Origin of the sequence: Rhizobium sp. RSm-3, assembly GCF_001854685.1 — a bacterium.
GTDB lineage: Bacteria > Pseudomonadota > Alphaproteobacteria > Rhizobiales > Rhizobiaceae > Rhizobium > Rhizobium ecuadorense.
The window spans coordinates 49,741-70,407 of the sequence record NZ_MAWZ01000003.1; the positions used below are offsets into that span (position 1 = coordinate 49,741).

A 20,667-nucleotide genomic window follows, 5' to 3' on the forward strand; every position below is an offset into this window, starting at 1 on the left:
ATGGAGACAGTCTGTACACCCCGACTGCGACGACGATACGCTTGCCAAGGCTGCGAAGCAGGAAATATGAGTGGCTGCAGTCCGAGATGAGATGGAGTTCGACATGCACCTCTCCCAAGCCGTCGTGCGCACCGAGCATGCAAGCCGCTACCTGCAGCAGCTCTGCAAACACTGGAGCCATAAATTCAGCGTCGATTTCGATCCGCATAGGGGCCGGGTGCCGTTCAGCGAGACGGCCGAGGTGACGTTTGCCGCCGACGATGCGGGCCTGACCATGATACTTTCCGTCGCCGATCCCGCACAGCAGGCAAGGATGCAGGGTGTCATCGACGATCACCTCAAGCGCTTCGCCTTCCGCGAGGAGCTCGACATCGTCTGGACGGACTGACCCAAGCCCCGATCCGAATTCCGCCTCCAGCTCCCGGAACCAGCATGACAAAAAGCAACAGCCGCGAATCCCAATATCCGATCGATCCGATGTTTCTCGACCGCTGGTCGCCCCGCGCCTTCACCGGCGAAATCATCGAGGAGGCACAGCTGCTCAGCCTGCTCGATGCCGCCCATTGGGCGCCCTCCTCATCCAACCACCAACCCTGGCGCTTCATCTATGCGCTCAAGGGTTCTCAGCATTGGGAGACATTCGTCGCATTGCTCGTCGACGCCAATCAGGAATGGGCTAGGAATGCGTCGGCGCTGATCTTCGTCGTGTCGCGCAGCTTTACCGGCGCGGCCGGTTCCGCCGAGGAAAAGCCCAGCTACACCCATTCCTTCGACGCCGGCACCGCCTGGGGATATTTGGCGCTCCAGGCCCGTCTCTCGGGGTTCTATGCCCATGGCATGGCCGGCATCAAACACGACGAGATCAGCAAGACGTTTGGCATTCCCGAGGGCTACCGGGTCGAGGCCGGTGTTGCCGTCGGCCGTCTGGCCGACAAGAGCGTCCTTTCCGAGCGCAATCAAGCGCGCGAATTCCCCAGCCAGCGCAAGCCGCTCTCCGAGGTGGCTTTCAACGGCCGTTTCGTCGCGAACTGAGCAATTCCAGCAAAAGTGGACGAAAAAGCCCCGCCGTTCACGGGGAGCGGCGGGGCTTTTATTGAAGAAATACCAATCAGATATCGAGGTTTGCGACGCTCAATGCGTTGTCCTGGATGAATTCGCGCCGCGGTTCGACTTCATCCCCCATCAGCCGGGCGAAGAGGCCGTCGGCATCGGTGGCGTCGTTGACCTTGACCTGCAGCAGCGAACGCACGTTCGGATCGAGCGTCGTTTCCCAGAGCTGCTCGGCGTTCATCTCGCCAAGACCCTTGTATCGCTGCATGGTCAGGCCCTTGCGGCCGGTTGCAAAGATTGCGTCGAGCAAGGCGCGCGGGCCTGAGATCTCGAGGTCGCCTTCGCGGCGATGCAGCGACGGCGGCGTCTGATAGATTTCCTTGAGCCGTGACGTCAGCTGATCGATGTGCCGGGCATCCGAGGAGCCGATCAGCGCCATGTCGAGCACGACGATCTCCTTGACGCCGCGGACCATGCGTTCAAGGCGCAGGCCGCCATCGCTGCTCAGATCGCCCTGCCAGCCGCGTTCGGTTTCCTCGGCGATAATGTCGAGACGGCGTGCCACCTCGCTCGTCAATGCCTGCGCTCTTGCCCGGTCGCTGACGAGCTCGGCATTGAGGGCACCGGCGATCGCCGCCTGTTCGATGACCGCACGATTGTAACGCGAATGGAGATTGTCGAGCAAAGCGCGCATGCGCAGCGCGTCGAGGATGACCTCGCGCAGATCCTGGCCGGTGCGGACTTCGCCGCTGCCGAGCTTCAGCGCCGCATCTTCCAGACCCTGGCTGATGAGATATTCCTCGAGCGCCTTTTCGTCCTTCAGATACTGCACCGACTTACCGCGCGCGACCTTATAGAGCGGCGGCTGGGCAATGTAGAGATGACCGCGTTCGATCAGCTCCGGCATCTGGCGGAAGAAGAAGGTCAGCAGCAGGGTGCGGATATGGGCGCCGTCGACATCGGCGTCCGTCATGATGATGATTTTATGGTAGCGCAGCTTCTCGGCATTGAACTCGTCCTTGCCGATGCCGGTGCCGAGCGCGGTGATCAGCGTGCCGATTTCCTGGCTCGACAGCATCTTGTCGAAACGGGCGCGTTCGACGTTCAGGATCTTGCCGCGCAACGGCAGGATCGCCTGGTTTTCGCGCGACCGGCCCTGCTTGGCCGAGCCGCCGGCCGAATCACCCTCGACGAGGAAGACTTCGGATTTTGCCGGGTCACGTTCGGAGCAGTCGGCAAGCTTGCCGGGCAGCGAGGCGATATCGAGAGCGCCCTTGCGGCGGGTCAATTCGCGCGCCTTGCGGGCAGCTTCGCGCGCCGCGGCGGCTTCGACGACCTTGCCGACGAGAATCTTTGCTTCACTCGGATGCTCTTCGAACCAGGTGTTCAGCGCCTCGTTGACGAGACTTTCGACAACGGGACGCACTTCCGAGGAGACGAGCTTATCCTTGGTCTGCGAGGAGAATTTCGGATCGGGCACCTTGACCGACAGAACCGCGGTCAGGCCCTCGCGGCAATCTTCGCCCTGCAGCGTCACCTTTTCCTTTTTGGTGATGCCGGAATTATCGGCATAGGACACCACCTGGCGCGTCAATGCCGCGCGGAATCCGGCCATATGCGTGCCGCCGTCACGCTGGGGAATGTTGTTGGTGAAGCAGAGCACGTTCTCGTGATAGCTGTCGTTCCACCACATCGCGACTTCGACGGTGATGCCGTCCTTTTCGCCGCGGATGGCGACCGGCTTGTCGACCAGCGACTTCTTGGCCCGGTCGAGATAGGCGACGAAAGCCTCGAGGCCGCCGTCATAGCGCAGTTCTTCCTGCTTGATATCGGAATGGCGCTTGTCGGTCAGCAGGATGCGCACGCCCGAGTTCAGGAAGGCGAGTTCGCGCAAGCGATGCTCCAGTGTGCCGTAGTCGAACTCCGTCATGGTGAAGGTATCGCTGCTCGGCATGAAGCTCACTTCGGTGCCGGTCTCGTTCGGCGCTTCGCCCGTGACCTTCAGCGGCGCATCGGCGACGCCATGGGTGAAGCTCATTTCATGGATGTTGCCCTGGCGGCGGATCTTCAGTTTCAGCCAGACTGACAAGGCGTTGACGACGGAGACGCCGACGCCGTGCAGACCGCCGGAGACCTTGTAGGAATTCTGGTCGAATTTGCCGCCGGCATGGAGCTGCGTCATGATGACTTCGGCCGCCGATACGCCTTCGCCGCTATGAATGTCGGTCGGGATGCCGCGGCCGTTATCGGTGACCGTCACCGAGCCATCCGGATTGAGCGAGACGGTGACGATGTCGGCATGGCCGGCAAGCGCTTCGTCGATGGCGTTGTCGACGACTTCATAGACCATGTGGTGAAGGCCGGAGCCGTCGTCGGTATCGCCGATATACATGCCGGGGCGTTTGCGCACGGCATCAAGGCCCTTCAGAACCTTGATGGAATCTGCGCCATATTCGGTGCTTACGCCGTTTTCCGTCGCGGATGTATCGCTCATTCTGTCGAGATTTTCCCTGTTGTCGTAAAGCTGCGGCGGGCCTTGCGAATCACCGGCTTCCTTCACTCTCGTATATAGGTTTTTTGGGCACACTTCCCAATGGCAAGTCCCCCGAACAAGGCATAAAACAGGGGATTATGACGCTTTTCCGTCGCCTTTGCCGCCATTTTCGAGAAGAGCCGATAGCCGGCCGATCTCGGCACTGTCAAGGTTGCGAATCCGCCGCGCCAATCGGTTGGCAAATTCGGTATATTCCGGCGGCAGGCCAGAGGTGTCGATGACGACACGCGGATCGGAGGAGCGGGCGAGCAGAAACAGTTCCTCGGCCTCATCCCAGATGATGTTGAAATAGCCGGCGATGCGCTGCAGCAGATCGAATGTCGGTAAACCACGCTTGCCATGTTCCAGCGCCGAGAGATAGGCGGGCGAGACATTCAGCGCTTCCGCCATCTCCTTCTGCGAGACACCCTTGCGCGCTCTCAGCCTGCGAACCGCCTCTCCGAAGGGGGTCATGGCCTTTCCCCATGCCGCCGCGACAGGCGAATGTAGAGCGCACCCTCACCGCCATGATGCTGTGCGGCCGACTCGTAGGAGGAAATCAGGTAGCGGAATTCCGGCTTCGAGAACCACAGCGGCACGGCCCGCTTCAGCGCGCCGTCGCTGCCCATCGAGCTGCCCTTGCCGGTGATGACCAAGACATGACGCATGCCGCGCTCGTGGGCGCGGATCAGGAAATCGAGCAGGATGGCATGAGCCTCGCTCTGCACCAGACCGTGCAGGTCGATCCGTGCTTCGAGCGCCAGCCGGCCCTTGGCGATCTTGCGCTTGACCGGCTTCTCCAGCGGATGATGCACGCCGGCCGATGGTTTCGAGACCGAAGGCGCTACTGGTTGCAGCGGCAGAGGCGCGGCGGATGCCTGCTTTCCGGCTTTCTCCTGTTCGGCGGCGGCTTCGGCCTCGACGAGAAAGGCATCGAGTTCATTCAACTCACCCGCCTTACCAGGCATCGGCCGGGTGCTGCGGGCAACCTTGCCCCAGAGGATCCTCTCATCGGCGCTGAGTTTTCGATCCCTGGCCATCAGTCGAACCGTCCGGCGGCGGCCTTGGGAATAAGGATGGTGAAATCGGCGTCGTTGCGGACGGTGCCGGCCGTTTCTCCCGCCAAATCCCCCGAGCCGGTGAAGATATCACCGCGCGCCGGGCCGACGATCGCCGAGCCGGTATCGAGCGCCAGCATCAGCCGGCGGAAGGGCCGGCCGTGATCGAGATGGGTGAGGCTTTCGGCGCGGATGAAAAAGGGAAAGCCGAATGTATGGATCAGCCGGTCGACGGCAAGCGAACGGCCCGCAAGAAGCGGCACCTTGGCCGCCGCGATCGGACCGGCCTGAAGATCGGCGGTTCGCAGGCTGATAGCTTGCGAGGGCGCCTCACGAAAGAAGATATAGGAGCGGTTATGCCACAGCACCTCGTCGACACGCTCGGGATTGCGCGCCAGCCAGGCCCGGATCGTCTGCATCGAGATGTCGGCGCGAGCAATCTCGCCCCGGTCGATCAGCAGCTTGCCGACCGCCGAGAAGGGATGGCCGGCCTTTGCAGCATAGGTGATGCGGCCGATACGGCCATCGCTGTAGCGCAAACGGGCCGCCCCCTGCACATGCACGAAGAAGACGTCGACCTTCGACTTCGCCCAGGCGATTTCGAGACCGCGGCCTTCGAGAAACCCCTGATCGATGGCGCGGCGATCCGGATAGGCAGCGATATGGCCGTCATGCAGGCGGGCGAATGCATAGGAATTGTCGAGCTCGGCGGGGCGATTGGCATCGTCGAGATCGATCAGATCGTCCGGGCGCCGGTAGAAAGGGAAACGGAAAACGTCGTCCGGCCGCTCCGACACCTCGATCTCAGGTTCGTAAAAGGCGGTGACGAAGCCGGGATTGCCATCCTTGCGGCGGATCAGGAAGGGGCGGCAATGCGTCTCGAAAAAAGCGCGCGCCGATGAGGGCGATGACGGCGTGAAATCCTCGGCGGCCAGCAGAAGCGGAAGCAGGTCTTGCGAACTCAGGCCGAGCGATCCGGTGCGGTAGGGTTTGACATCGCTGATCTGGCGGCGGCAGCGTCGCATGACCTCAAAAAGGCCGGAGGGATCATCATCCTTCCAGCCTTCCAGAGTGTCGAAGCTTATGGCCTGCAGGACGAAGTCCGGCGCGTGGTCACTCATGTTCCGATTCGGTCGCCACGAGTTTCCAGTTCGGATCGCGCGAGCGGGTGTCGCGGGCGAAGGTCCAGAGGTCATTGACCTCGGCGACGTTTTCGGCGTCGCCTTCGATCAGCACATCCGCCTTGTCGTAGGTCGCCGATATCAGCTGGCTGATGATACGCACGGTGATCTGCGCTTCGCTGCCCTTCGTCTCCGCATGGGTGAGTTCGGCCTTGTCGATGCCGACGAAGGTGGACTTCACCTTCTCGCCCCGGCTTTCGCGCTCGCCGATCGCCGCCTCGAAGCCGTCATAGACTTCGCGCGACAGCAGGTTCTTCAGCGTTTTCCGGTCGCCGTCGGCATAGGCCATGACGATCATCTCGTAAGCCATACGGGCGCCGTTCAGAAACTCCTTCGGGCTGAAGGCGGGATCGGCCTTGTTCAGCGCCCGCAGCGATTCGTTGAGCGGCGTTCCGGGTGCGGCGAAGGCATCGATGGCGGCGAAACGATCCTCATCCTCGCTCGTCGAATCGCGGCGCGGCAGCGTCACGACCTTGCCGGCATCGGCGGCTTCGGCCGGAGCCGCATCGCGCGGCGTATAGAGATCGCGCGGCGGCTTCTCATTTCCCGTGCGGCGGCCCAGCACGGAGCGGAGCTGAAAGAAAATCAGCACAGCCGCCACCAGGAAGAATAATGTGATGAAGTCGTTCGAACTCATATCGTATCGCAGCCGCCGTTAACATCTCTGATTTGTACTCCCATATAGTCTGCCTATACAGATGATTCAAATGATGGCTGGCATCTTCGCCGGCGCCAAGAGGAGACCGGCAAGCCCGGGACATGACGACCATGCGTTTTTCGATCCTGCCAGCTTTCATTCTGCTGCTGCCGCTCGCCGAAATTGCCGGTTTCGTCGTCGTCGGCCGGGCCATCGGATTGTGGCTGACGCTGGCGCTTGTCATGCTGGGCTTCGTTCTCGGGATGGTTCTGCTGCGCCGGCAGGGCATCGGTATTTTGCGCCGCATGTCGAGCGAAGGACGAAACGGGGTGATGCCGGGGCGCGAGTTGCTGCGGCCGGCGATGAACGTCATCGCCTCGCTGCTGCTGATCATTCCCGGCTTCCTCACCGATATCGTCGCGATCCTCATTCTCATTCCGCCGGTGCGCGAACTCGTCTGGCGGGCGATCGCCAAACGCTTCGTCACCGTCAATGCAGAGGGCGGTTTTTCCACCGGCCCAAAACCCGATTTCCGCGACCGCAAGCCGAATTCGAAGGTGGTCGATCTCGACGAGGAGGACTATCATAGGGAGCCGGACCGCAACTCGCCATGGTCGGGCAAACATCTTGGCGATTGAAGCACTTCGACCGATCAACGGCGCCAAGCGCCCAGGGTTGTAAGCCCTTCCCTGAAATGTTAGATGGCGGCACCATTCCCATGCCCCTCGAGGAAAAGCCAATGGCAGACGATAACAACAGCAACGGTGCGGCCAGCCCCACCCTTTCGATCCTTGCGCAATATACCAAGGATCTCTCCTTCGAAAATCCGGGTGCGCCGCGTTCGCTGCAGGCCCGCGACAAGGCGCCGACGATCAACATCAATGTGAACGTCAACGCCAACCCGCTTTCGGATACGGATTTCGATGTCGTGCTGTCGCTGAATGCCGAAGCCAAGGACGGCGACAAGACGGTTTTCCATGCCGAACTCACCTATGGCGGCGTCTTCCGCGTTGCTGGTTTCCCGCAGGAACACATGCTGCCGGTTCTCTTCATCGAGTGCCCGCGCATGCTTTTCCCCTTCGCCCGTCAGATCATCGCTGACGTCACCCGCAACGGCGGTTTCCCGCCGCTGATGATCGACCCGATCGACTTCACGCAGATGTTCGCTCAGCGCGTTGCCGAAGAACAGGCCCGCGCCAAGGTTCAGGCCGTTCCGAACTGAGCGGATGTTTTTTCTCTGAGATGCGGATGCCCGGGCTGGTCCCGGGCATTTTCAATTGAGGCCGGTTTAATTGCGGCCGGTTTGATCGAGGTTGGCGTATTTCGCCCAGATGCCTTTTTCGCCGAGCTTGGCGACGAGCGCCTCATGCGCCTGCGCCTCGGACTGGCTGAGGCGGGCGGCAAGCGGGCGGGGCCGCTCGAGCACGGATGCAATCACCACATCCTCTTCCTCCGCCCCATCGCCGCGACCATTCTGACCCGATGTAGCGGTCATGCTCAGGCCGAAAGCTGCCTGCCTGCCGCCGATCATCTCGATATAGACCTCGGCGAGCAGTTCGGAGTCGAGCAGCGCGCCGTGTTTGGTGCGGTGCGAATTGTCGATGCCGTAACGGCGGCAGAGCGCGTCGAGCGAATTCGGCCCCATCGGATGTTTGCGCCGCGCCATCGACAGCGTATCGACCACCCGCTCTGGCAGGATCGGCGGCAAACCGATCCGCGCCAATTCGGCGTTGATGAAGCCCATATCGAAGGTGGCGTTGTGGGCGATCCACTTGGCATCGCCGAAGAAGGCAAGGATTTCTTCGGCGACCTCCGCGAAAGGCTTCTTGTCCTTCAGAAATTCGTCGGTAATGCCGTGCACGGCGAGCGCATCCGGATGAACCTTCTGATCGCCGGGATTGATGAAGATATGGATCACGTTGCCGGTGGGGAAATGGTTGAAGAGCTCGATGCCGCCGATTTCGATGATGCGGTCGGCGCGATTGTCGAGGCCGGTGGTTTCCGTATCGAAGATGATCTCACGCATTCCGGAAATCTCCTTTGGCAATCCGTATTTTCAGGTCGGCGATAATCTCGAGCACCCGTTCCTTCGTCTCCGCGATACTGCGGCTGCTGTCGATCAGATAATCCGCCCGGCGCCGTTTTTCCGTGTCCGGCGTCTGGCGTGAGAGAATCATCTCGAATTTTTCCTCGGTCATGCCTTCGCGCGCAAGCACCCTCTCGCGCTGAATCTGTGGACCGGCGCTGACGACGACGACGACATCCACTCTTTCCCAGGCGCCGGTTTCGAAGAGCAGCGGAATATCAAGGACGACCATCTCAGCACCGGCGGCGCGCTGCCGCTTCAGAAATTGCGTCTCACGTTTGCGCACCAGCGGATGGACGATCGCTTCGAGGCGTTTGAAGCCATCGGGATCAAGCGCCAGCTGACGGCCGAGTTCGTGCCGGTCGACGGCTCCATCCTTCATCGTACCGGGAAAGGCGGCATCCACCAGGGGTGCTGCCTCGCCGGCATAGAGATCGTGGACCACGGCATCCGAATCGTTCAGCGGGATTCCAGCCTCGGCGAAGAGTTTGCCCGCCGTCGATTTTCCCATACCGATGGAGCCGGTCAGTCCGATCTTCAGCATCAATGGGCTTCCATATCCGCGATGATCAGCGCGCGCAGCGCGGCGTCGACGACGGGACGCTGGCCGAACCATTTTTCAAAACCCGGAACGGCCTGATGCAGCAGCATACCGAGGCCATCGACAGTGGAAAATCCCTGTTCTTGCGCCTGCGCCAGGATCGGCGTCTTCAAGGGGATATAGACGATATCGGTGACGACGGCGTCGGCTGCAAGCGGCGTGAAATCGAGCTGGGGTGCGACCTCGCCGTCCATGCCGAGCGAAGTGGTGTTGATGAAGAGGCCGGCGCCTTTCATGACTTCGGCAAGTGCTGCGGCCGGATGGGCGAAAACTTTCGGACCGAAGCGATCGGCCAGTTCACGCGCCCGTTCGACGGTTCGGTTGACGACGTGGATCTCTTTGAAACCGCGGTCTCGAACCGCCTGGATGATCGCCCGGCTGGCGCCGCCGGCGCCAAAGACGACGGCCGTGTCATGCCGGTCCCAGCCCGGATGACGTTCGTCGAGATTGGCGGTGAAGCCGCGGCCGTCGGTATTCGTCGCCTGCAGCAGACCGTCTTCCAGCCAAAGCGTATTTGACGCACCGAGCTCGTGCGATAATTCGTCAGGCTTGTCGGCGAGACGGAAAGCCAGCTCCTTATGGGGAATGGTGACATTGCCGCCGACAAAGCCGGAACTGCCATCCTTCAGCGTAGCGATGAAATCGGCAAAGGCCTCGGGCGCCACTTCATGGGCGCGATAGCTGCCTGGCAGACCCAGCGTCTTCAGCCAATATCCGTGGATCAACGGCGAGCGCGAATGCTTGATCGGAAAACCCGTGACAAAGGCTTTCGGCCCGAATGTTTCACGTGAATCACCCATCGATCGCTCCTAGGTCTCGCAATTTTTTTAAGAGAGGCAGCATGGGCAGGCCGAGGATGGTGAAATAGTCACCCTCGATTTTCTCGAAGAGCTGAATGCCCTCCCCCTCCAACTGATAGGCGCCGACGCTGGACAGCGCCCTGTCGCCAACCCGCGCCAGATGCCTGGCAATGAATTCCACCGTCAACGGCCGCATCGTCAGATCGGCATGGGCGAGATGTTCCCACACCACTGCACCATTGCTGACGATCGCGACGGCGCTGTTCAGCCGGTGGGTCACGCCGGAAAGCGCCTGAAGGTGGTTGGCGGCATCAGCCATATCGCGCGGCTTGTGGAAGACGCGATCGCCGAGCGACATCGTCTGATCCGAACCGATGACCAGTCTGTCCGGAAAACGGCTACTGACATCCTCGGCTTTGGCCTTGGCCAGGACGAGGGCCACCGCATCCGGTGTTGCGCCGGCTTTCTCAAGCGGCGCCTCGACCGCCCGTTCATCGATCCTTGCGGCATGCGCCTCAAAGGATAGACCGGCATTTTCCATCAGCATCCGCCGAAAGGGGCTCGACGATGCGAGGATGAGTTTCTGCGTCATGGGTTCCTCGATGGAGCGACTGCCGGTCAGCGCTTAACGCAGCTTCGGGCGCAGGGCAACGATTGCCGCGGCGGTTTCTTCGATCGAGCGGCGGGTCACGTCGATCAGCGGCCAGTTGTGGCGAGCGCAGAGCGAGCGGGCATATTTCAGCTCCTCGGAAATCGCGGCGCGATCGGTATAATGTTCACGATCGAAGCCATGCGTGGCGCCGAGGATGCGATTTTCGCGCACCTGGGAGATACGGTCGGTGGTGGCGATCAGGCAGACGATCAGCGGCTTGGTCGCGACGAACAGGCTTTCCGGCAATGGCACGCCATACACGATCGGAATGTTCGCCGTCTTGATGCCGCGGTTGGCGAGGTAGATGCTGGTCGGTGTTTTCGACGTGCGGCTGATGCCGATGATGACAACATCGGCGTCATTGTAATCGTCCGGCATCTGGCCGTCGTCATGATCCATGGTGAAATTCAGCGCTTCGATACGCGCGAAGTAGCCGGCATTCATCACATGCTGGGCGCCGACGCGACGGCGCGAGGGTGCACCGAGATAGATCTGGAACGCGTTCATCACAGGCTCCAGCACATTCACAGAGGCGACACCCATCTCGACGCAACGCTCGTCGATCAGACTGGCAAGCTCCCGGTCGACGATCGTATAGAGCACGATGCCGGGGGCGTCATCGATCGCCTGCAGAACCGGCAGCAGCTGCTTGCGGTTGCGGATCAGCGGATAGACATGTTCGATCGGCTGAGCGGATCTGAATTGTGCCGATGCGGCGCGGCCGGCAGAGATCAGAGTCTCTCCGGTTGAGTCAGAAATCAGATGCAGATGAAAGAAGTTCGTTCTGTTCTCCACGCTATTTTCCGCTGCCTGTTGAAAACACTGGATGAAAGAGAGCTAAGGCGGGGAGGCAGCTCCCGGCAAGGGAAAACATGCCTCTTTATCCACATTTCGAATTTTGCGGATCGGTTTCGGCGGGCCCTGTGGATGATGGGGAACAGGTTGATTTGTTGAGACCAGCTCCACAGCTTATCCACAGCGACAAGAAAAATCACCTGTCCGGAAGGATTTGGAATCATTTTCAGATTCGGCTTCTCCCCGAACTTTCCGCAGAATTGTGAAATGCTTCCAAGATTTTTTACGGGCACGCGACAAATGGCGTCGGCGGTGGATAGATTTTAATCCTTGATAGACACCGACTCTAAGAAATAGAAACCTTTTAAAATATCTTTGATTTTTTATAGGGAAGAAGCGCTTGAGCGAAACGCGCCGAAAGATCATGAGGGTTCTCGATGGCGAAAGCCTCTCCCCTCCTCCTCTCTGGCTGATGAGGCAGGCTGGGCGTTATCTCCCGGAATATCGGGAGACGCGGGCAAAGGCCGGAAGTTTCCTCGATCTCTGCTACACGCCCGATTACGCCGTCGAAGTGACATTGCAGCCGATCCGCCGTTATGGCTTTGATGCGGCGATCCTGTTTTCCGATATCCTGGTCATTCCTGACGCGATGAAACGGAATGTCCGCTTTACCGAGGGCCATGGCCCGGAGATGGATCCGATCGATGAAGCCGGTATTGGTCGATTGAGCGGGGAAGAGGTTGTCGATTATCTCCAGCCGGTTCTGAAGACGGTGCGGCGGTTGCGTGAGGAGCTGCCTGATGAAACGACGCTGCTCGGCTTCTGCGGCGCGCCCTGGACGGTTGCGACCTATATGATCGCCGGTCACGGTACGCCGGATCAGGCCCCTGCCCGTCTCTTCGCCTATCGCCATCCCCGCGCCTTCGAACATCTGCTGATGCTGCTTGCCGACGTCTCGGCCGACTATCTCGTCGCGCAGATCGATGCCGGCGCCGACGCGGTGCAGATCTTCGATTCCTGGGCCGGCGTTCTCGGCGAGAGGGAGTTCGAGGCGTTCGCGATCAGGCCGGTTGCGCGAATGATCGCTTCGGTCAAATCGCAGCGGCCGCACGCGCGGATCATCGCCTTTGCCAAGGGCGCTGGCTATCAGCTGAAAACATATCGTCAGAAGACCGGCGCCGATGCGATTGGCCTCGATTGGTCGGTGCCTTTGGCCTTTGCCGCCGAACTGCAGAAGGATGGACCGGTTCAGGGCAACCTCGATCCAATGCGCGTCGTTGCCGGCGGCCGGGCGCTGGAAGAGGGTATCGACGATATTCTGCAGCATCTCGGCCATGGACCGCTGATCTTCAATCTCGGCCACGGCATCACGCCACAGGCCGATCCCGAGCATGTGCGCCTGCTGGTCGATCGCGTGCGGGGGTCGACGTGACGGTGGAAAAGCAGACCGATCGCCGGCCCGGCGCCTATGCCCGCCGGCGCGCCCATTTTGCTTTGGCTTTCTTCGCCCTGATGGCGGTCGGGCTTTTTGCCTGGAACCCGGACAATCTCTATCTCTGGATCAAGGCGCTCCACATCATCGCGGTGATTTCCTGGATGGCCGGGTTGTTCTATATGCCGCGGCTGTTCATCTACCACACCGATGCCGAACCGGGTTCGGTGCAATCGGAAACTTTCAAGGTGATGGAGCGCCGGCTGCTTCGGGTCATCATGACGCCGGCGATGATGCTGACATGGATTTTCGGCCTCTATCTTGCCTGGTCGGTCTATGGATTCCAGGGCGGCTGGCTGCATGCCAAGATCGGCCTCGTCGTGCTGCTGACCGGTGTTCATATGTTTTTCAGCCGCGCCGTCCGAGCCTTCGAGCGAGATGAAAATCGCCGCTCCGCGCGCTATTGGCGCTTCATGAACGAGGCGCCGACCTTGCTGATGATCGTGATCGTGATCCTTGTCGTGGTCAAGCCGTTCTGAGGCGAAAATCGTCCTCAGGTTAAATTTGCTTCATTTTAAGCAGCCCTCTTGCGGCGGCGATAACGAGTCGCTATTTTCCGCGCACCTCATCTACGTGGCATGTGTGTAGAGTTCAGTCGTCTGCGAGCCCTTTCGCAGTACCGAATACGACCCAACATCGCCTTTCCCCTGCAAAATTGAAAAGAGTATTGGTCACTTCATGGCTGAAATGAAGCTTCAGGAACTTAAAAGCAAATCCCCGACGGATCTTCTGGCTTTCGCCGAATCGCTCGAGGTCGAGAATGCCAGCACGATGCGCAAGCAGGAGCTGATGTTTGCGATCCTCAAGATGCTCGCCAGCCAGGATGTCGAAATTATCGGCGAAGGGGTCGTCGAGGTTCTGCAGGATGGTTTCGGTTTTCTGCGGTCGGCCAATGCAAACTACCTGCCGGGTCCGGACGATATCTATATCTCGCCGTCGCAGATTCGCCGGTTCTCGCTCAAAACAGGCGATACGGTCGAAGGACCGATCCGGGGACCAAAAGAAGGCGAGCGCTATTTCGCGCTGCTGAAAGTCAACACCATCAATTTCGACGATCCGGAAAAGATCCGTCACAAGGTGCATTTCGACAATCTGACGCCGCTCTATCCGAACGAGCGCTTCAAGATGGAACTCGAGATCCCCACTTCCAAGGATCTGTCGCCGCGGGTGATCGACCTGGTGGCGCCGCTCGGCAAGGGTCAGCGCGGATTGATCGTCGCACCGCCGCGCACCGGTAAGACCGTGCTGCTGCAGAACATCGCTCATTCGATCACGGCAAACCATCCGGAATGCTATCTCATCGTTCTGCTGATCGATGAACGCCCCGAGGAAGTGACCGACATGCAGCGCTCCGTCCGCGGTGAAGTCATCTCCTCGACCTTCGACGAACCGGCTGTACGCCACGTCCAGGTGGCGGAAATGGTCATCGAAAAGGCCAAGCGTCTTGTTGAACATGGACGCGACGTCGTCATCCTGCTCGATTCGATCACCCGTCTTGGGCGCGCTTACAACACCGTCGTTCCCTCCTCCGGCAAGGTGCTGACCGGCGGTGTCGACGCCAATGCGCTGCAGCGCCCGAAGCGCTTCTTCGGCGCCGCGCGCAACATCGAGGAAGGCGGTTCGCTGACGATCATCGCCACGGCGCTGATCGACACCGGCAGCCGTATGGACGAAGTCATCTTCGAAGAGTTCAAGGGCACCGGCAACTCGGAAATCGTCCTCGACCGCAAGGTCGCCGACAAGCGCATCTTCCCGGCGATGGATATTCTGAAGTCCGGCACGCGCAAGGAAGACCTGCTCGTTCCTCGCCAGGATCTGCAGAAGATCTTCGTGCTTCGCCGCATTCTGGCGCCGATGGGGACAACCGATGCGATCGAATTCCTGATCGACAAGCTGAAGCAGACGAAGAACAATTCCGACTTCTTCGACTCGATGAATACATAATCCTTAGCCGGATTCATCCTACAGAAGCTGGGGGCATCCGAACGATGTCGCCAGCTTTTCTGTTTGGCAGGATCGATTCGGGTTGGAACCGAAACAGGCGATATTGGAATGTTGCATGATACGATCTTTGCGCTGTCGAGCGGTGCCACGCCCTCTGGTGTGTCGGTCGTTCGAATTAGCGGCCCGTTAACCAAGGAGATCTTGGTCGGGCTTATCGGATCAGTTCCGAGAGCGCGGTATGCATCGCGTCGAACAATTCGGACTCGTAACAATCAACCGATCGATAACGGCCTGGTATTATTCTTTCCCGCACCACACTCGTTTACCGGCGAAGACGTGGCCGAACTGCAGCTGCACGGCAGCAAAGCCGTGCTGGCGGCGTTGTTTCAAGAGCTTGGCGATGTTCCAGGCGCTCGAATGGCGGTTGAAGGTGAGTTCTCCCGCCGGGCTTTTGAAAACGGCAAGCTTGATCTCGTCGAAGTCGAAGGCTTGGCCGATCTCATCGGTGCCGAAACCGAGATGCAGCGACGGCTTGCTGTCGAACAGAGCGCCGGCGGGCTGTCCCTCATTTACGATTCGTGGGCGGAACGATTGACGCGCGCCCGCGCATTGATCGAGGCGGAACTCGATTTTGCCGACGAGGACGACGTCCCCGGTTCGGTGTCCGAGATGGTCTGGGCCGATATGGAAAGGCTGCGCCACGATATCGGCGAGCATCTCGCGGCAGCTTCGGCGGGAGAGATCATCAGGGACGGCTTCAAAGTGGTGATCGCCGGTGCCCCGAACGCCGGGAAATCCAGCCTGCTGAACGCTCTGGCTCAGCGCGACGTGGCCATTGTCACCGAGATCGCCGGAACCACCCGCGATATTCTGCAGGTCGATCTCGATATTGATGGCTATCTGATCAAGCTCTATGACACGGCAGGTCTTCGTCAGGCGGATGATCGTGTTGAGATGGAGGGTGTGCGGCGGGCCCGTGTTGCGCTTCGCGATGCCGATCTCGTGCTGCTGCTGCTCGACATGACGAACCCCTTACTCCCCGACGACTTGGACCCGGCTTTGCCGCATGTTACTGTCGGGACGAAGAAGGACCTTGGGGATGCCGTCTCGGCTCATTACGATCTGCAGATCTCGGCGGCAACCGGTGATGGCTTGCCGGAATTGCGACAGCTGATCGGCAAGAACGTCGCGACGCGGTTTACCGGCCTGTCCATGGCGGTCCCCAGTCGGCAACGGCATAAGGATTCGCTCACGAAATGTTTGGCGGCGCTTGAATTGGCGATATTGGCGACGGACATCAATCTAGAGCTGCGGACGGAACAGCTTCGCGTTGCTGCGGACTATTTGGGGAGAATTACCGGCAGAGTGGATGTGGAACAGCTGCTCGGGGTGATCTTCTCGGAGTTTTGTATCGGCAAGTGATTCACGTGAAACACCCGGTATATGCTAGGTCTCAGGTGATACGACTGCCGGATTTGGAGTCTCGGATGACCGACAATATCTATGATGTCATTGTGATAGGCGGCGGCCATGCCGGCTCGGAGGCTGCCAGCGCGGCCGCGCGCCTCGGCGCCAAAACCGCTTTGGTGACACATCGACGCGACACGATCGGCGTCATGTCCTGTAATCCCGCAATTGGCGGGCTTGGTAAAGGCCATCTGGTCCGCGAGATCGACGCGATGGACGGGCTCATGGGTCGCGTTGCCGACGTCGCCGGCATCCAGTTCAGGATGCTGAACAAGAAAAAGGGCGCAGCCGTGCGCGGACCTCGGACCCAGGCCGATCGAAAACTCTATCGTCTGGCGATGCTGGCGGCGATCGAGGCAACAGCCGGTTTGGATATTATCGAGGGCGATGCGTTCGATCTGCAGGTCGTGGACGGCCGCGTGGCCGGCGTGATCATGAAAGATGGCCAGGTGCTGACGGCGCCGGCCGTTGTTCTGACGACCGGTACCTTTCTCCGCGGCCTTATTCATATCGGTTCGGAAAAGACGCCGGCTGGCCGTGTCGGCGAAGCACCGTCGATCGGACTGTCGGCCACCCTGGCCAGGCTTGGATTGCGGTTGGGACGGCTGAAGACCGGGACACCGGCACGGCTGGACGGAAAGACCATCGACTGGCAGGCCGTCGGCCGACAGGGCGCCGACGCGGAGCTTATCCCCTTCTCACTGATGACCGACGCGATAGCCACGCCGCAGATCGAATGCGGAGTCACCCGGACGACCGAGGCGACACATCGCATCATTGTCGATAACATCATGCGGTCGGCAATGTATTCCGGTCAGATCGAAGGCGTCGGGCCTCGTTATTGTCCGTCTATCGAAGACAAGCTGGTCAAGTTCGGCGAGCGCGACGGACATCAGGTCTTTCTGGAGCCCGAAGGTCTGGACGATGATACCGTTTACCCGAACGGCATCTCGACATCGCTGCCGGCGGAGGTGCAGGCAGATTTCATTAAGACGATTCCTGGTTTGGAGAGGGCGAGAATCATTCAGCCGGGTTATGCGATCGAATATGATCATGTCGATCCAAGAGAACTGACGCCTTCGCTCGAAGTCAAACGGCTGAAAGGCCTGTTTCTTGCCGGCCAGATCAACGGCACCACGGGTTACGAAGAGGCGGCCGCCCAGGGTCTGGCCGCCGGGCTGAATGCTGCTCTGCGAAGCAGCGATTCGGATCCGTTTCATTTTAGCCGCACAAACTCCTATATCGGGGTGATGATCGACGACCTCACCTCGCGCGGCATTACGGAACCGTATCGAATGTTCACATCGCGGGCGGAGTATCGACTGACGCTGCGAGCCGACAACGCCGATATCCGCCTGACGCCGCTGGCGATGCGGCTTGAATGTGTGAGCGGGGAACGGGAACAGCGATTCACACGCTACCAGGCAGATATTGAGGCTGGTCGGAGGCTGCTGCAGTCACTGACTGTGACGCCGACCGAGGCGCGACGCGTTGGTTTGAACATCAATCTCGACGGTCAGCGCCGAACGGCCTATGACCTGCTCTCCTATCCAAATTATGATTTCGACACCCTTCGGAAAGTTTGGCCTGAAGAGCTGGGAACGATTTCAGGAAAGACGGCGGAAGCCTTGGAAATCGAAGCGGGTTATTCCGTCTATCTGGATCGACAGGCCGCGGCGATTGCCGATCAGCAGCGCGACGAAGACCGGCATATACCGGCCGATTTCGACTACGCCGCGCTGTCCGGGCTCTCGAATGAGCTTAAAGCCAAGCTCGGGGCGACGCGCCCTTTCAACATTGCCCAGGCTGCGATCGTCGAGGGAATGACCCCCGCCGCCGTCGCGTTGCTGCTCGTGCATTTACGTCGACGCAACTCTCCTGTGCGTCACAGCGCTTGATAAATTTGAGAGACTTTCAGAATGCGATTAAACGGCTTGCGTGTTTCACGTGAAACACAGGAACGGCTGCAGCACTTCGCGGCACTCTTTCAGAAGTGGGCAAAAGCCATCAATCTGGTGGCACCGTCGACGCTTGACGATCTTTGGAACCGGCACATTGCCGACAGCAGTCAGGTGTTTCAGATCCATCCAAAGCCGGTCACCTGGGTCGACCTCGGCAGCGGCGGTGGTTTCCCCGGCGTCATCACGGCGATCTTTCTGGCCGAGCTGCAGGACGGATGGGTGCATCTGGTCGAGAGCAACCATAAGAAAGCAGCCTTTCTTAGGACAGCGCTGCGGGAAACAAACGCCCGCGGCAGCGTGCACAGCACGCGAATCGAGGATGCTCATGCGGAGATTGGCGTGTGCGAGGCGATTTCGGCGCGGGCGCTCGCCGACCTCGACGGGCTTCTCGACTATTCCGCCGTCTGGATGCTGGGGACGAAAGATTGTCGCGGCTTTTTTCATAAAGGCCGGGATTACCTGAGGGAAATCGACAAAGCACGTGGTCGGTGGGAATTCGATCTGTTAGAACATAGAAGCGCCGTCGAGCAGGAATCTGTTATTTTGGAAGTATCAAATCTCCGGCGCTTGGTTTAACAGATCGGATATTGCGGCAATGGCTGGCGAACGACATCGGATTATCACCATCGCAAATCAGAAGGGTGGCGTTGGCAAAACGACCACCGCAATCAATCTGGCAACGGCGCTCGCTGCTATTGGCGAGCGGGTCCTGATCGTCGACCTCGATCCGCAGGGCAATGCCAGTACCGGTCTCGGTATCGACCGTCGAGATCGCAAGCTCTCCTCTTATGATTTGATGGTCGGTGAGCGCGGGATCACGGAGGTGACGCTGGAAACGGCGGTTCCTAATCTCTTTATCGTTCCGTCGACGATGGATCTGCTCGGCGTCGAGATGGAGATCTCGCAGCAGAGCGATCGGGTGTTCAAATTGCGCAAGGCCCTGTCCTCGCCCGAGGCCATGGCATTTTCGTATATTCTTCTGGATTGCCCGCCCTCGTTCAACCTGCTGACGATGAACGCGATGGCGGCAGCCCATTCGGTGCTGGTGCCGCTGCAATGTGAATTCTTCGCGCTTGAGGGGCTGAGCCAATTGCTCGAGACCGTCAGTCAGGTTCGCCGGACGGTCAATCCACGCTTGGATATTCAGGGAATCGTCCTGACGATGTTCGATGCACGTAACAATCTTGCCCAACAAGTGGTCAATGATGTGCGCACGCATCTCGGCGAAAAAGTTTACCACACATTAATTCCGCGCAACGTGCGGGTCTCCGAGGCCCCCTCCTACGGCAAGCCGGCTATTCTCTACGATCTGAAATGCGCCGGCAGCCAGGCCTATCTGCAGCTTGCCTCGGAGGTCATCCAGCGCGAGCGCCAGAGACTGGCCGCGTGATTATCATTGCAGGGTGAGTTTGGATCATGAATGACGATGTATCGAAAAGGCGATTGGGCCGTGGCCTTGCGGCGCTGATTGGCGAAATGGATCAGCCTGTCCCGGTGGAAGCGGAGCGGACGATCAGTGCCGACCGAATGATCCCGATCGAGTTTGTCAGCCGCAACCCGCGCAATCCTCGTCGTTTCTTCGACGACACCGAGCTGCATGATCTTGCCAGCTCCATTCGTCAACATGGGATCGTGCAGCCGATCGTCGTGCGGACGATGGGCCGGGATCAATATGAGATCATTGCCGGCGAGCGACGTTGGCGCGCCGCCCAACTGGCTGGCTTGATCGAAATCCCGGTCATTGTCCGCGACGTGGATGACAAGACGGCGCTGGAGATCGCCATTGTCGAAAACGTCCAGCGGGCTGATCTCAATCCGCTCGAAGAGGCGCTGGGTTACGAGCAGCTGATTGCCGAATATGGCTATACGCAGAATGATCTCGGCGAAATCATCGGCAAAAGCCGCAGCCATGTCGCCAACTCCCTGCGCCTATTGAAGCTGCCCGATCCGGTTCGCGATCTGCTGGCCGCCGGCAGCCTCTCGGCCGGGCACGCGCGTGCGCTGGTTTCGACGCCGGACCCGGCGGGTCTTGCCCGCACCATCGTCGCCAAGGGCATGTCGGTGCGTGACGCGGAAAAGCTGGCGCAAAACAATATCAAAGCACAATCCGAACCGCAGTTGGCCGCCTCGCGGCGGGATCAAAAGGATTCGGACACGCTGGCTTTGGAGCGGACGCTGTCCGATGCACTCGGTCTCGATGTTGCGATCAATCACAAGACGAGCGGCGGCCAGATCAAAATTTCATATAAGTCGCTGGAGCAGCTCGAAGAAATCTGCCGACTGCTTGAAAGGCGCTGACGTCTACTGCGCGAAACGCTTTTGTGCCGCAGCGACATGCGAGAAAATAAAGAGCTAAAGCGCGAGCGATTCTAAAAGATTGCGGCGTGCTTTAACGCCCGTCGTCCGGACG

General features: G+C 59.8%; 22 protein-coding genes. 12 read left to right on the forward strand and 10 right to left on the reverse strand.

Annotation, left to right across the window (positions count from 1 at the left end; genetic code table 11):
• Positions 1-103: 103 nt before the first annotated feature.
• Together BBJ66_RS06505 and BBJ66_RS06510 are read left to right on the forward strand one after the other, a co-directional pair.
• The gene (locus BBJ66_RS06505; RefSeq protein ID WP_071085988.1) at positions 104-388 is read left to right on the forward strand and encodes a DUF2218 domain-containing protein; all 285 of its coding nucleotides are present in this window, start codon (positions 104-106) and stop codon (positions 386-388) included.
• A 44-nt stretch (positions 389-432) separates the two neighbouring features.
• The gene (locus tag BBJ66_RS06510) at positions 433-1,032 is read left to right on the forward strand and encodes a nitroreductase family protein (protein WP_071085807.1); all 600 of its coding nucleotides are present in this window, start codon (positions 433-435) and stop codon (positions 1,030-1,032) included.
• 76 nt (positions 1,033-1,108) lie between these two features.
• Here BBJ66_RS06510 and gyrB read toward each other — a convergent pair whose 3' ends face one another.
• The 5 genes from gyrB to BBJ66_RS06535 all read right to left on the reverse strand — a co-directional run bounded on the left by gyrB (position 1,109) and on the right by BBJ66_RS06535 (position 6,459).
• A complete protein-coding gene (gene gyrB / locus BBJ66_RS06515; RefSeq protein ID WP_049732705.1) occupies positions 1,109-3,544 on the reverse strand; it encodes a DNA topoisomerase (ATP-hydrolyzing) subunit B in 2,436 nt (811 codons plus the stop codon).
• A gap of 135 nt (positions 3,545-3,679) precedes the next feature.
• On the reverse strand, positions 3,680-4,057 hold the full coding sequence (locus tag BBJ66_RS06520; RefSeq protein WP_003544097.1) for a helix-turn-helix domain-containing protein: 378 nt from the start codon (positions 4,055-4,057) through the stop codon (positions 3,680-3,682).
• Entirely contained in the window at positions 4,054-4,623 is a 570-nt protein-coding gene (locus tag BBJ66_RS06525; RefSeq protein ID WP_071085810.1) for a Smr/MutS family protein, read from the reverse strand. The genes BBJ66_RS06520 and BBJ66_RS06525 overlap by 4 nt, the downstream gene beginning before the upstream one ends.
• The gene (gene mltA, locus BBJ66_RS06530; RefSeq protein WP_071085812.1) at positions 4,623-5,762 is read right to left on the reverse strand and encodes a murein transglycosylase A; all 1,140 of its coding nucleotides are present in this window, start codon (positions 5,760-5,762) and stop codon (positions 4,623-4,625) included. The genes BBJ66_RS06525 and mltA overlap by 1 nt, the downstream gene beginning before the upstream one ends.
• Positions 5,755-6,459: a Tim44/TimA family putative adaptor protein gene (locus BBJ66_RS06535; RefSeq protein ID WP_049732660.1), complete on the reverse strand. Its 705-nt coding sequence runs from the start codon at positions 6,457-6,459 to the stop codon at positions 5,755-5,757. The genes mltA and BBJ66_RS06535 overlap by 8 nt, the downstream gene beginning before the upstream one ends.
• A gap of 131 nt (positions 6,460-6,590) precedes the next feature.
• Between BBJ66_RS06535 and BBJ66_RS06540 the strand changes: the two genes are divergently transcribed.
• Together BBJ66_RS06540 and secB are read left to right on the forward strand one after the other, a co-directional pair.
• On the forward strand, positions 6,591-7,097 hold the full coding sequence (locus tag BBJ66_RS06540) for an FxsA family protein (protein ID WP_049732704.1): 507 nt from the start codon (positions 6,591-6,593) through the stop codon (positions 7,095-7,097).
• Positions 7,098-7,198: 101 nt separating this feature from the next.
• The gene (gene secB, locus BBJ66_RS06545) at positions 7,199-7,681 is read left to right on the forward strand and encodes a protein-export chaperone SecB (protein WP_049732659.1); all 483 of its coding nucleotides are present in this window, start codon (positions 7,199-7,201) and stop codon (positions 7,679-7,681) included.
• 66 nt (positions 7,682-7,747) lie between these two features.
• On the opposite strand, the gene dnaQ is transcribed toward secB, so the two are convergent.
• The 5 genes from dnaQ to BBJ66_RS06570 are packed head-to-tail and all read right to left on the reverse strand — an operon-like array spanning position 7,748 to position 11,393.
• On the reverse strand, positions 7,748-8,485 hold the full coding sequence (gene dnaQ / locus BBJ66_RS06550; protein ID WP_049732658.1) for a DNA polymerase III subunit epsilon: 738 nt from the start codon (positions 8,483-8,485) through the stop codon (positions 7,748-7,750).
• The gene (coaE, locus tag BBJ66_RS06555) at positions 8,478-9,089 is read right to left on the reverse strand and encodes a dephospho-CoA kinase (RefSeq protein WP_049732657.1); all 612 of its coding nucleotides are present in this window, start codon (positions 9,087-9,089) and stop codon (positions 8,478-8,480) included. Before coaE ends, dnaQ begins: the two co-directional genes overlap by 8 nt.
• The gene (locus BBJ66_RS06560; protein WP_071085814.1) at positions 9,089-9,946 is read right to left on the reverse strand and encodes a shikimate dehydrogenase; all 858 of its coding nucleotides are present in this window, start codon (positions 9,944-9,946) and stop codon (positions 9,089-9,091) included. The genes coaE and BBJ66_RS06560 overlap by 1 nt, the downstream gene beginning before the upstream one ends.
• Positions 9,939-10,538 carry a Maf-like protein gene (locus BBJ66_RS06565; RefSeq protein WP_049732655.1) on the reverse strand — a complete coding sequence of 200 codons (600 nt, stop codon included), beginning with the start codon at positions 10,536-10,538 and terminating at the stop codon, positions 9,939-9,941. The genes BBJ66_RS06560 and BBJ66_RS06565 overlap by 8 nt, the downstream gene beginning before the upstream one ends.
• Before the next feature lie 33 nt (positions 10,539-10,571).
• Positions 10,572-11,393, reverse strand: coding sequence for a pyruvate, water dikinase regulatory protein (locus BBJ66_RS06570; protein ID WP_049732654.1), 822 nt, complete (start codon positions 11,391-11,393; stop codon positions 10,572-10,574).
• A gap of 400 nt (positions 11,394-11,793) precedes the next feature.
• Between BBJ66_RS06570 and hemE the strand changes: the two genes are divergently transcribed.
• The 8 genes from hemE (at position 11,794) to BBJ66_RS06610 (ending at position 20,555) form a co-directional block, all read left to right on the forward strand.
• On the forward strand, positions 11,794-12,825 hold the full coding sequence (hemE, locus tag BBJ66_RS06575) for a uroporphyrinogen decarboxylase (RefSeq protein WP_071085816.1): 1,032 nt from the start codon (positions 11,794-11,796) through the stop codon (positions 12,823-12,825).
• The gene (gene hemJ / locus BBJ66_RS06580) at positions 12,822-13,364 is read left to right on the forward strand and encodes a protoporphyrinogen oxidase HemJ (protein ID WP_184340531.1); all 543 of its coding nucleotides are present in this window, start codon (positions 12,822-12,824) and stop codon (positions 13,362-13,364) included. The genes hemE and hemJ overlap by 4 nt, the downstream gene beginning before the upstream one ends.
• Positions 13,365-13,563: 199 nt before the next feature.
• A complete protein-coding gene (gene rho, locus BBJ66_RS06585; protein ID WP_003589536.1) occupies positions 13,564-14,829 on the forward strand; it encodes a transcription termination factor Rho in 1,266 nt (421 codons plus the stop codon).
• 102 nt (positions 14,830-14,931) lie between these two features.
• The gene (gene mnmE / locus BBJ66_RS06590) at positions 14,932-16,251 is read left to right on the forward strand and encodes a tRNA uridine-5-carboxymethylaminomethyl(34) synthesis GTPase MnmE (protein ID WP_190238075.1); all 1,320 of its coding nucleotides are present in this window, start codon (positions 14,932-14,934) and stop codon (positions 16,249-16,251) included.
• Positions 16,252-16,316: 65 nt separating this feature from the next.
• Complete coding sequence (gene mnmG / locus BBJ66_RS06595) at positions 16,317-18,194, forward strand: tRNA uridine-5-carboxymethylaminomethyl(34) synthesis enzyme MnmG (protein WP_071085820.1); 1,878 nt, start codon at positions 16,317-16,319, stop codon at positions 18,192-18,194.
• A gap of 21 nt (positions 18,195-18,215) precedes the next feature.
• A complete protein-coding gene (rsmG, locus tag BBJ66_RS06600; protein WP_071085822.1) occupies positions 18,216-18,833 on the forward strand; it encodes a 16S rRNA (guanine(527)-N(7))-methyltransferase RsmG in 618 nt (205 codons plus the stop codon).
• A gap of 19 nt (positions 18,834-18,852) precedes the next feature.
• Positions 18,853-19,647, forward strand: a complete 795-nt coding sequence (locus BBJ66_RS06605) for a ParA family protein (protein ID WP_003571440.1) — start codon at positions 18,853-18,855, stop codon at positions 19,645-19,647.
• 26 nt (positions 19,648-19,673) lie between these two features.
• On the forward strand, positions 19,674-20,555 hold the full coding sequence (locus BBJ66_RS06610) for a ParB/RepB/Spo0J family partition protein (protein ID WP_071085824.1): 882 nt from the start codon (positions 19,674-19,676) through the stop codon (positions 20,553-20,555).
• Positions 20,556-20,667 lie beyond the last annotated feature (112 nt).

Excerpts from the sequence above, each read along its gene's own strand:
- BBJ66_RS06510 (WP_071085807.1), top strand. The coding sequence starts at position 433 with ATGACAAAAAGCAACAGCCGCGAATCCCAATATCCGATCGATCCGATG.
- BBJ66_RS06560 (WP_071085814.1), bottom strand. The coding sequence starts at position 9,946 with ATGGGTGATTCACGTGAAACATTCGGGCCGAAAGCCTTTGTCACGGGT.
- mnmG (WP_071085820.1), top strand. The coding sequence starts at position 16,317 with ATGACCGACAATATCTATGATGTCATTGTGATAGGCGGCGGCCATGCC.
- BBJ66_RS06520 (WP_003544097.1), bottom strand. The coding sequence starts at position 4,057 with ATGACCCCCTTCGGAGAGGCGGTTCGCAGGCTGAGAGCGCGCAAGGGT.
- BBJ66_RS06535 (WP_049732660.1), bottom strand. The coding sequence starts at position 6,459 with ATGAGTTCGAACGACTTCATCACATTATTCTTCCTGGTGGCGGCTGTG.
- gyrB (WP_049732705.1), bottom strand. The coding sequence starts at position 3,544 with ATGAGCGATACATCCGCGACGGAAAACGGCGTAAGCACCGAATATGGC.
- mltA (WP_071085812.1), bottom strand. The coding sequence starts at position 5,762 with ATGAGTGACCACGCGCCGGACTTCGTCCTGCAGGCCATAAGCTTCGAC.
- secB (WP_049732659.1), top strand. The coding sequence starts at position 7,199 with ATGGCAGACGATAACAACAGCAACGGTGCGGCCAGCCCCACCCTTTCG.
- BBJ66_RS06605 (WP_003571440.1), top strand. The coding sequence starts at position 18,853 with ATGGCTGGCGAACGACATCGGATTATCACCATCGCAAATCAGAAGGGT.
- coaE (WP_049732657.1), bottom strand. The coding sequence starts at position 9,089 with ATGCTGAAGATCGGACTGACCGGCTCCATCGGTATGGGAAAATCGACG.
- BBJ66_RS06525 (WP_071085810.1), bottom strand. The coding sequence starts at position 4,623 with ATGGCCAGGGATCGAAAACTCAGCGCCGATGAGAGGATCCTCTGGGGC.
- rho (WP_003589536.1), top strand. The coding sequence starts at position 13,564 with ATGGCTGAAATGAAGCTTCAGGAACTTAAAAGCAAATCCCCGACGGAT.
- BBJ66_RS06540 (WP_049732704.1), top strand. The coding sequence starts at position 6,591 with ATGCGTTTTTCGATCCTGCCAGCTTTCATTCTGCTGCTGCCGCTCGCC.
- BBJ66_RS06565 (WP_049732655.1), bottom strand. The coding sequence starts at position 10,538 with ATGACGCAGAAACTCATCCTCGCATCGTCGAGCCCCTTTCGGCGGATG.
- BBJ66_RS06610 (WP_071085824.1), top strand. The coding sequence starts at position 19,674 with ATGAATGACGATGTATCGAAAAGGCGATTGGGCCGTGGCCTTGCGGCG.
- rsmG (WP_071085822.1), top strand. The coding sequence starts at position 18,216 with ATGCGATTAAACGGCTTGCGTGTTTCACGTGAAACACAGGAACGGCTG.
- dnaQ (WP_049732658.1), bottom strand. The coding sequence starts at position 8,485 with ATGCGTGAGATCATCTTCGATACGGAAACCACCGGCCTCGACAATCGC.
- BBJ66_RS06505 (WP_071085988.1), top strand. The coding sequence starts at position 104 with ATGCACCTCTCCCAAGCCGTCGTGCGCACCGAGCATGCAAGCCGCTAC.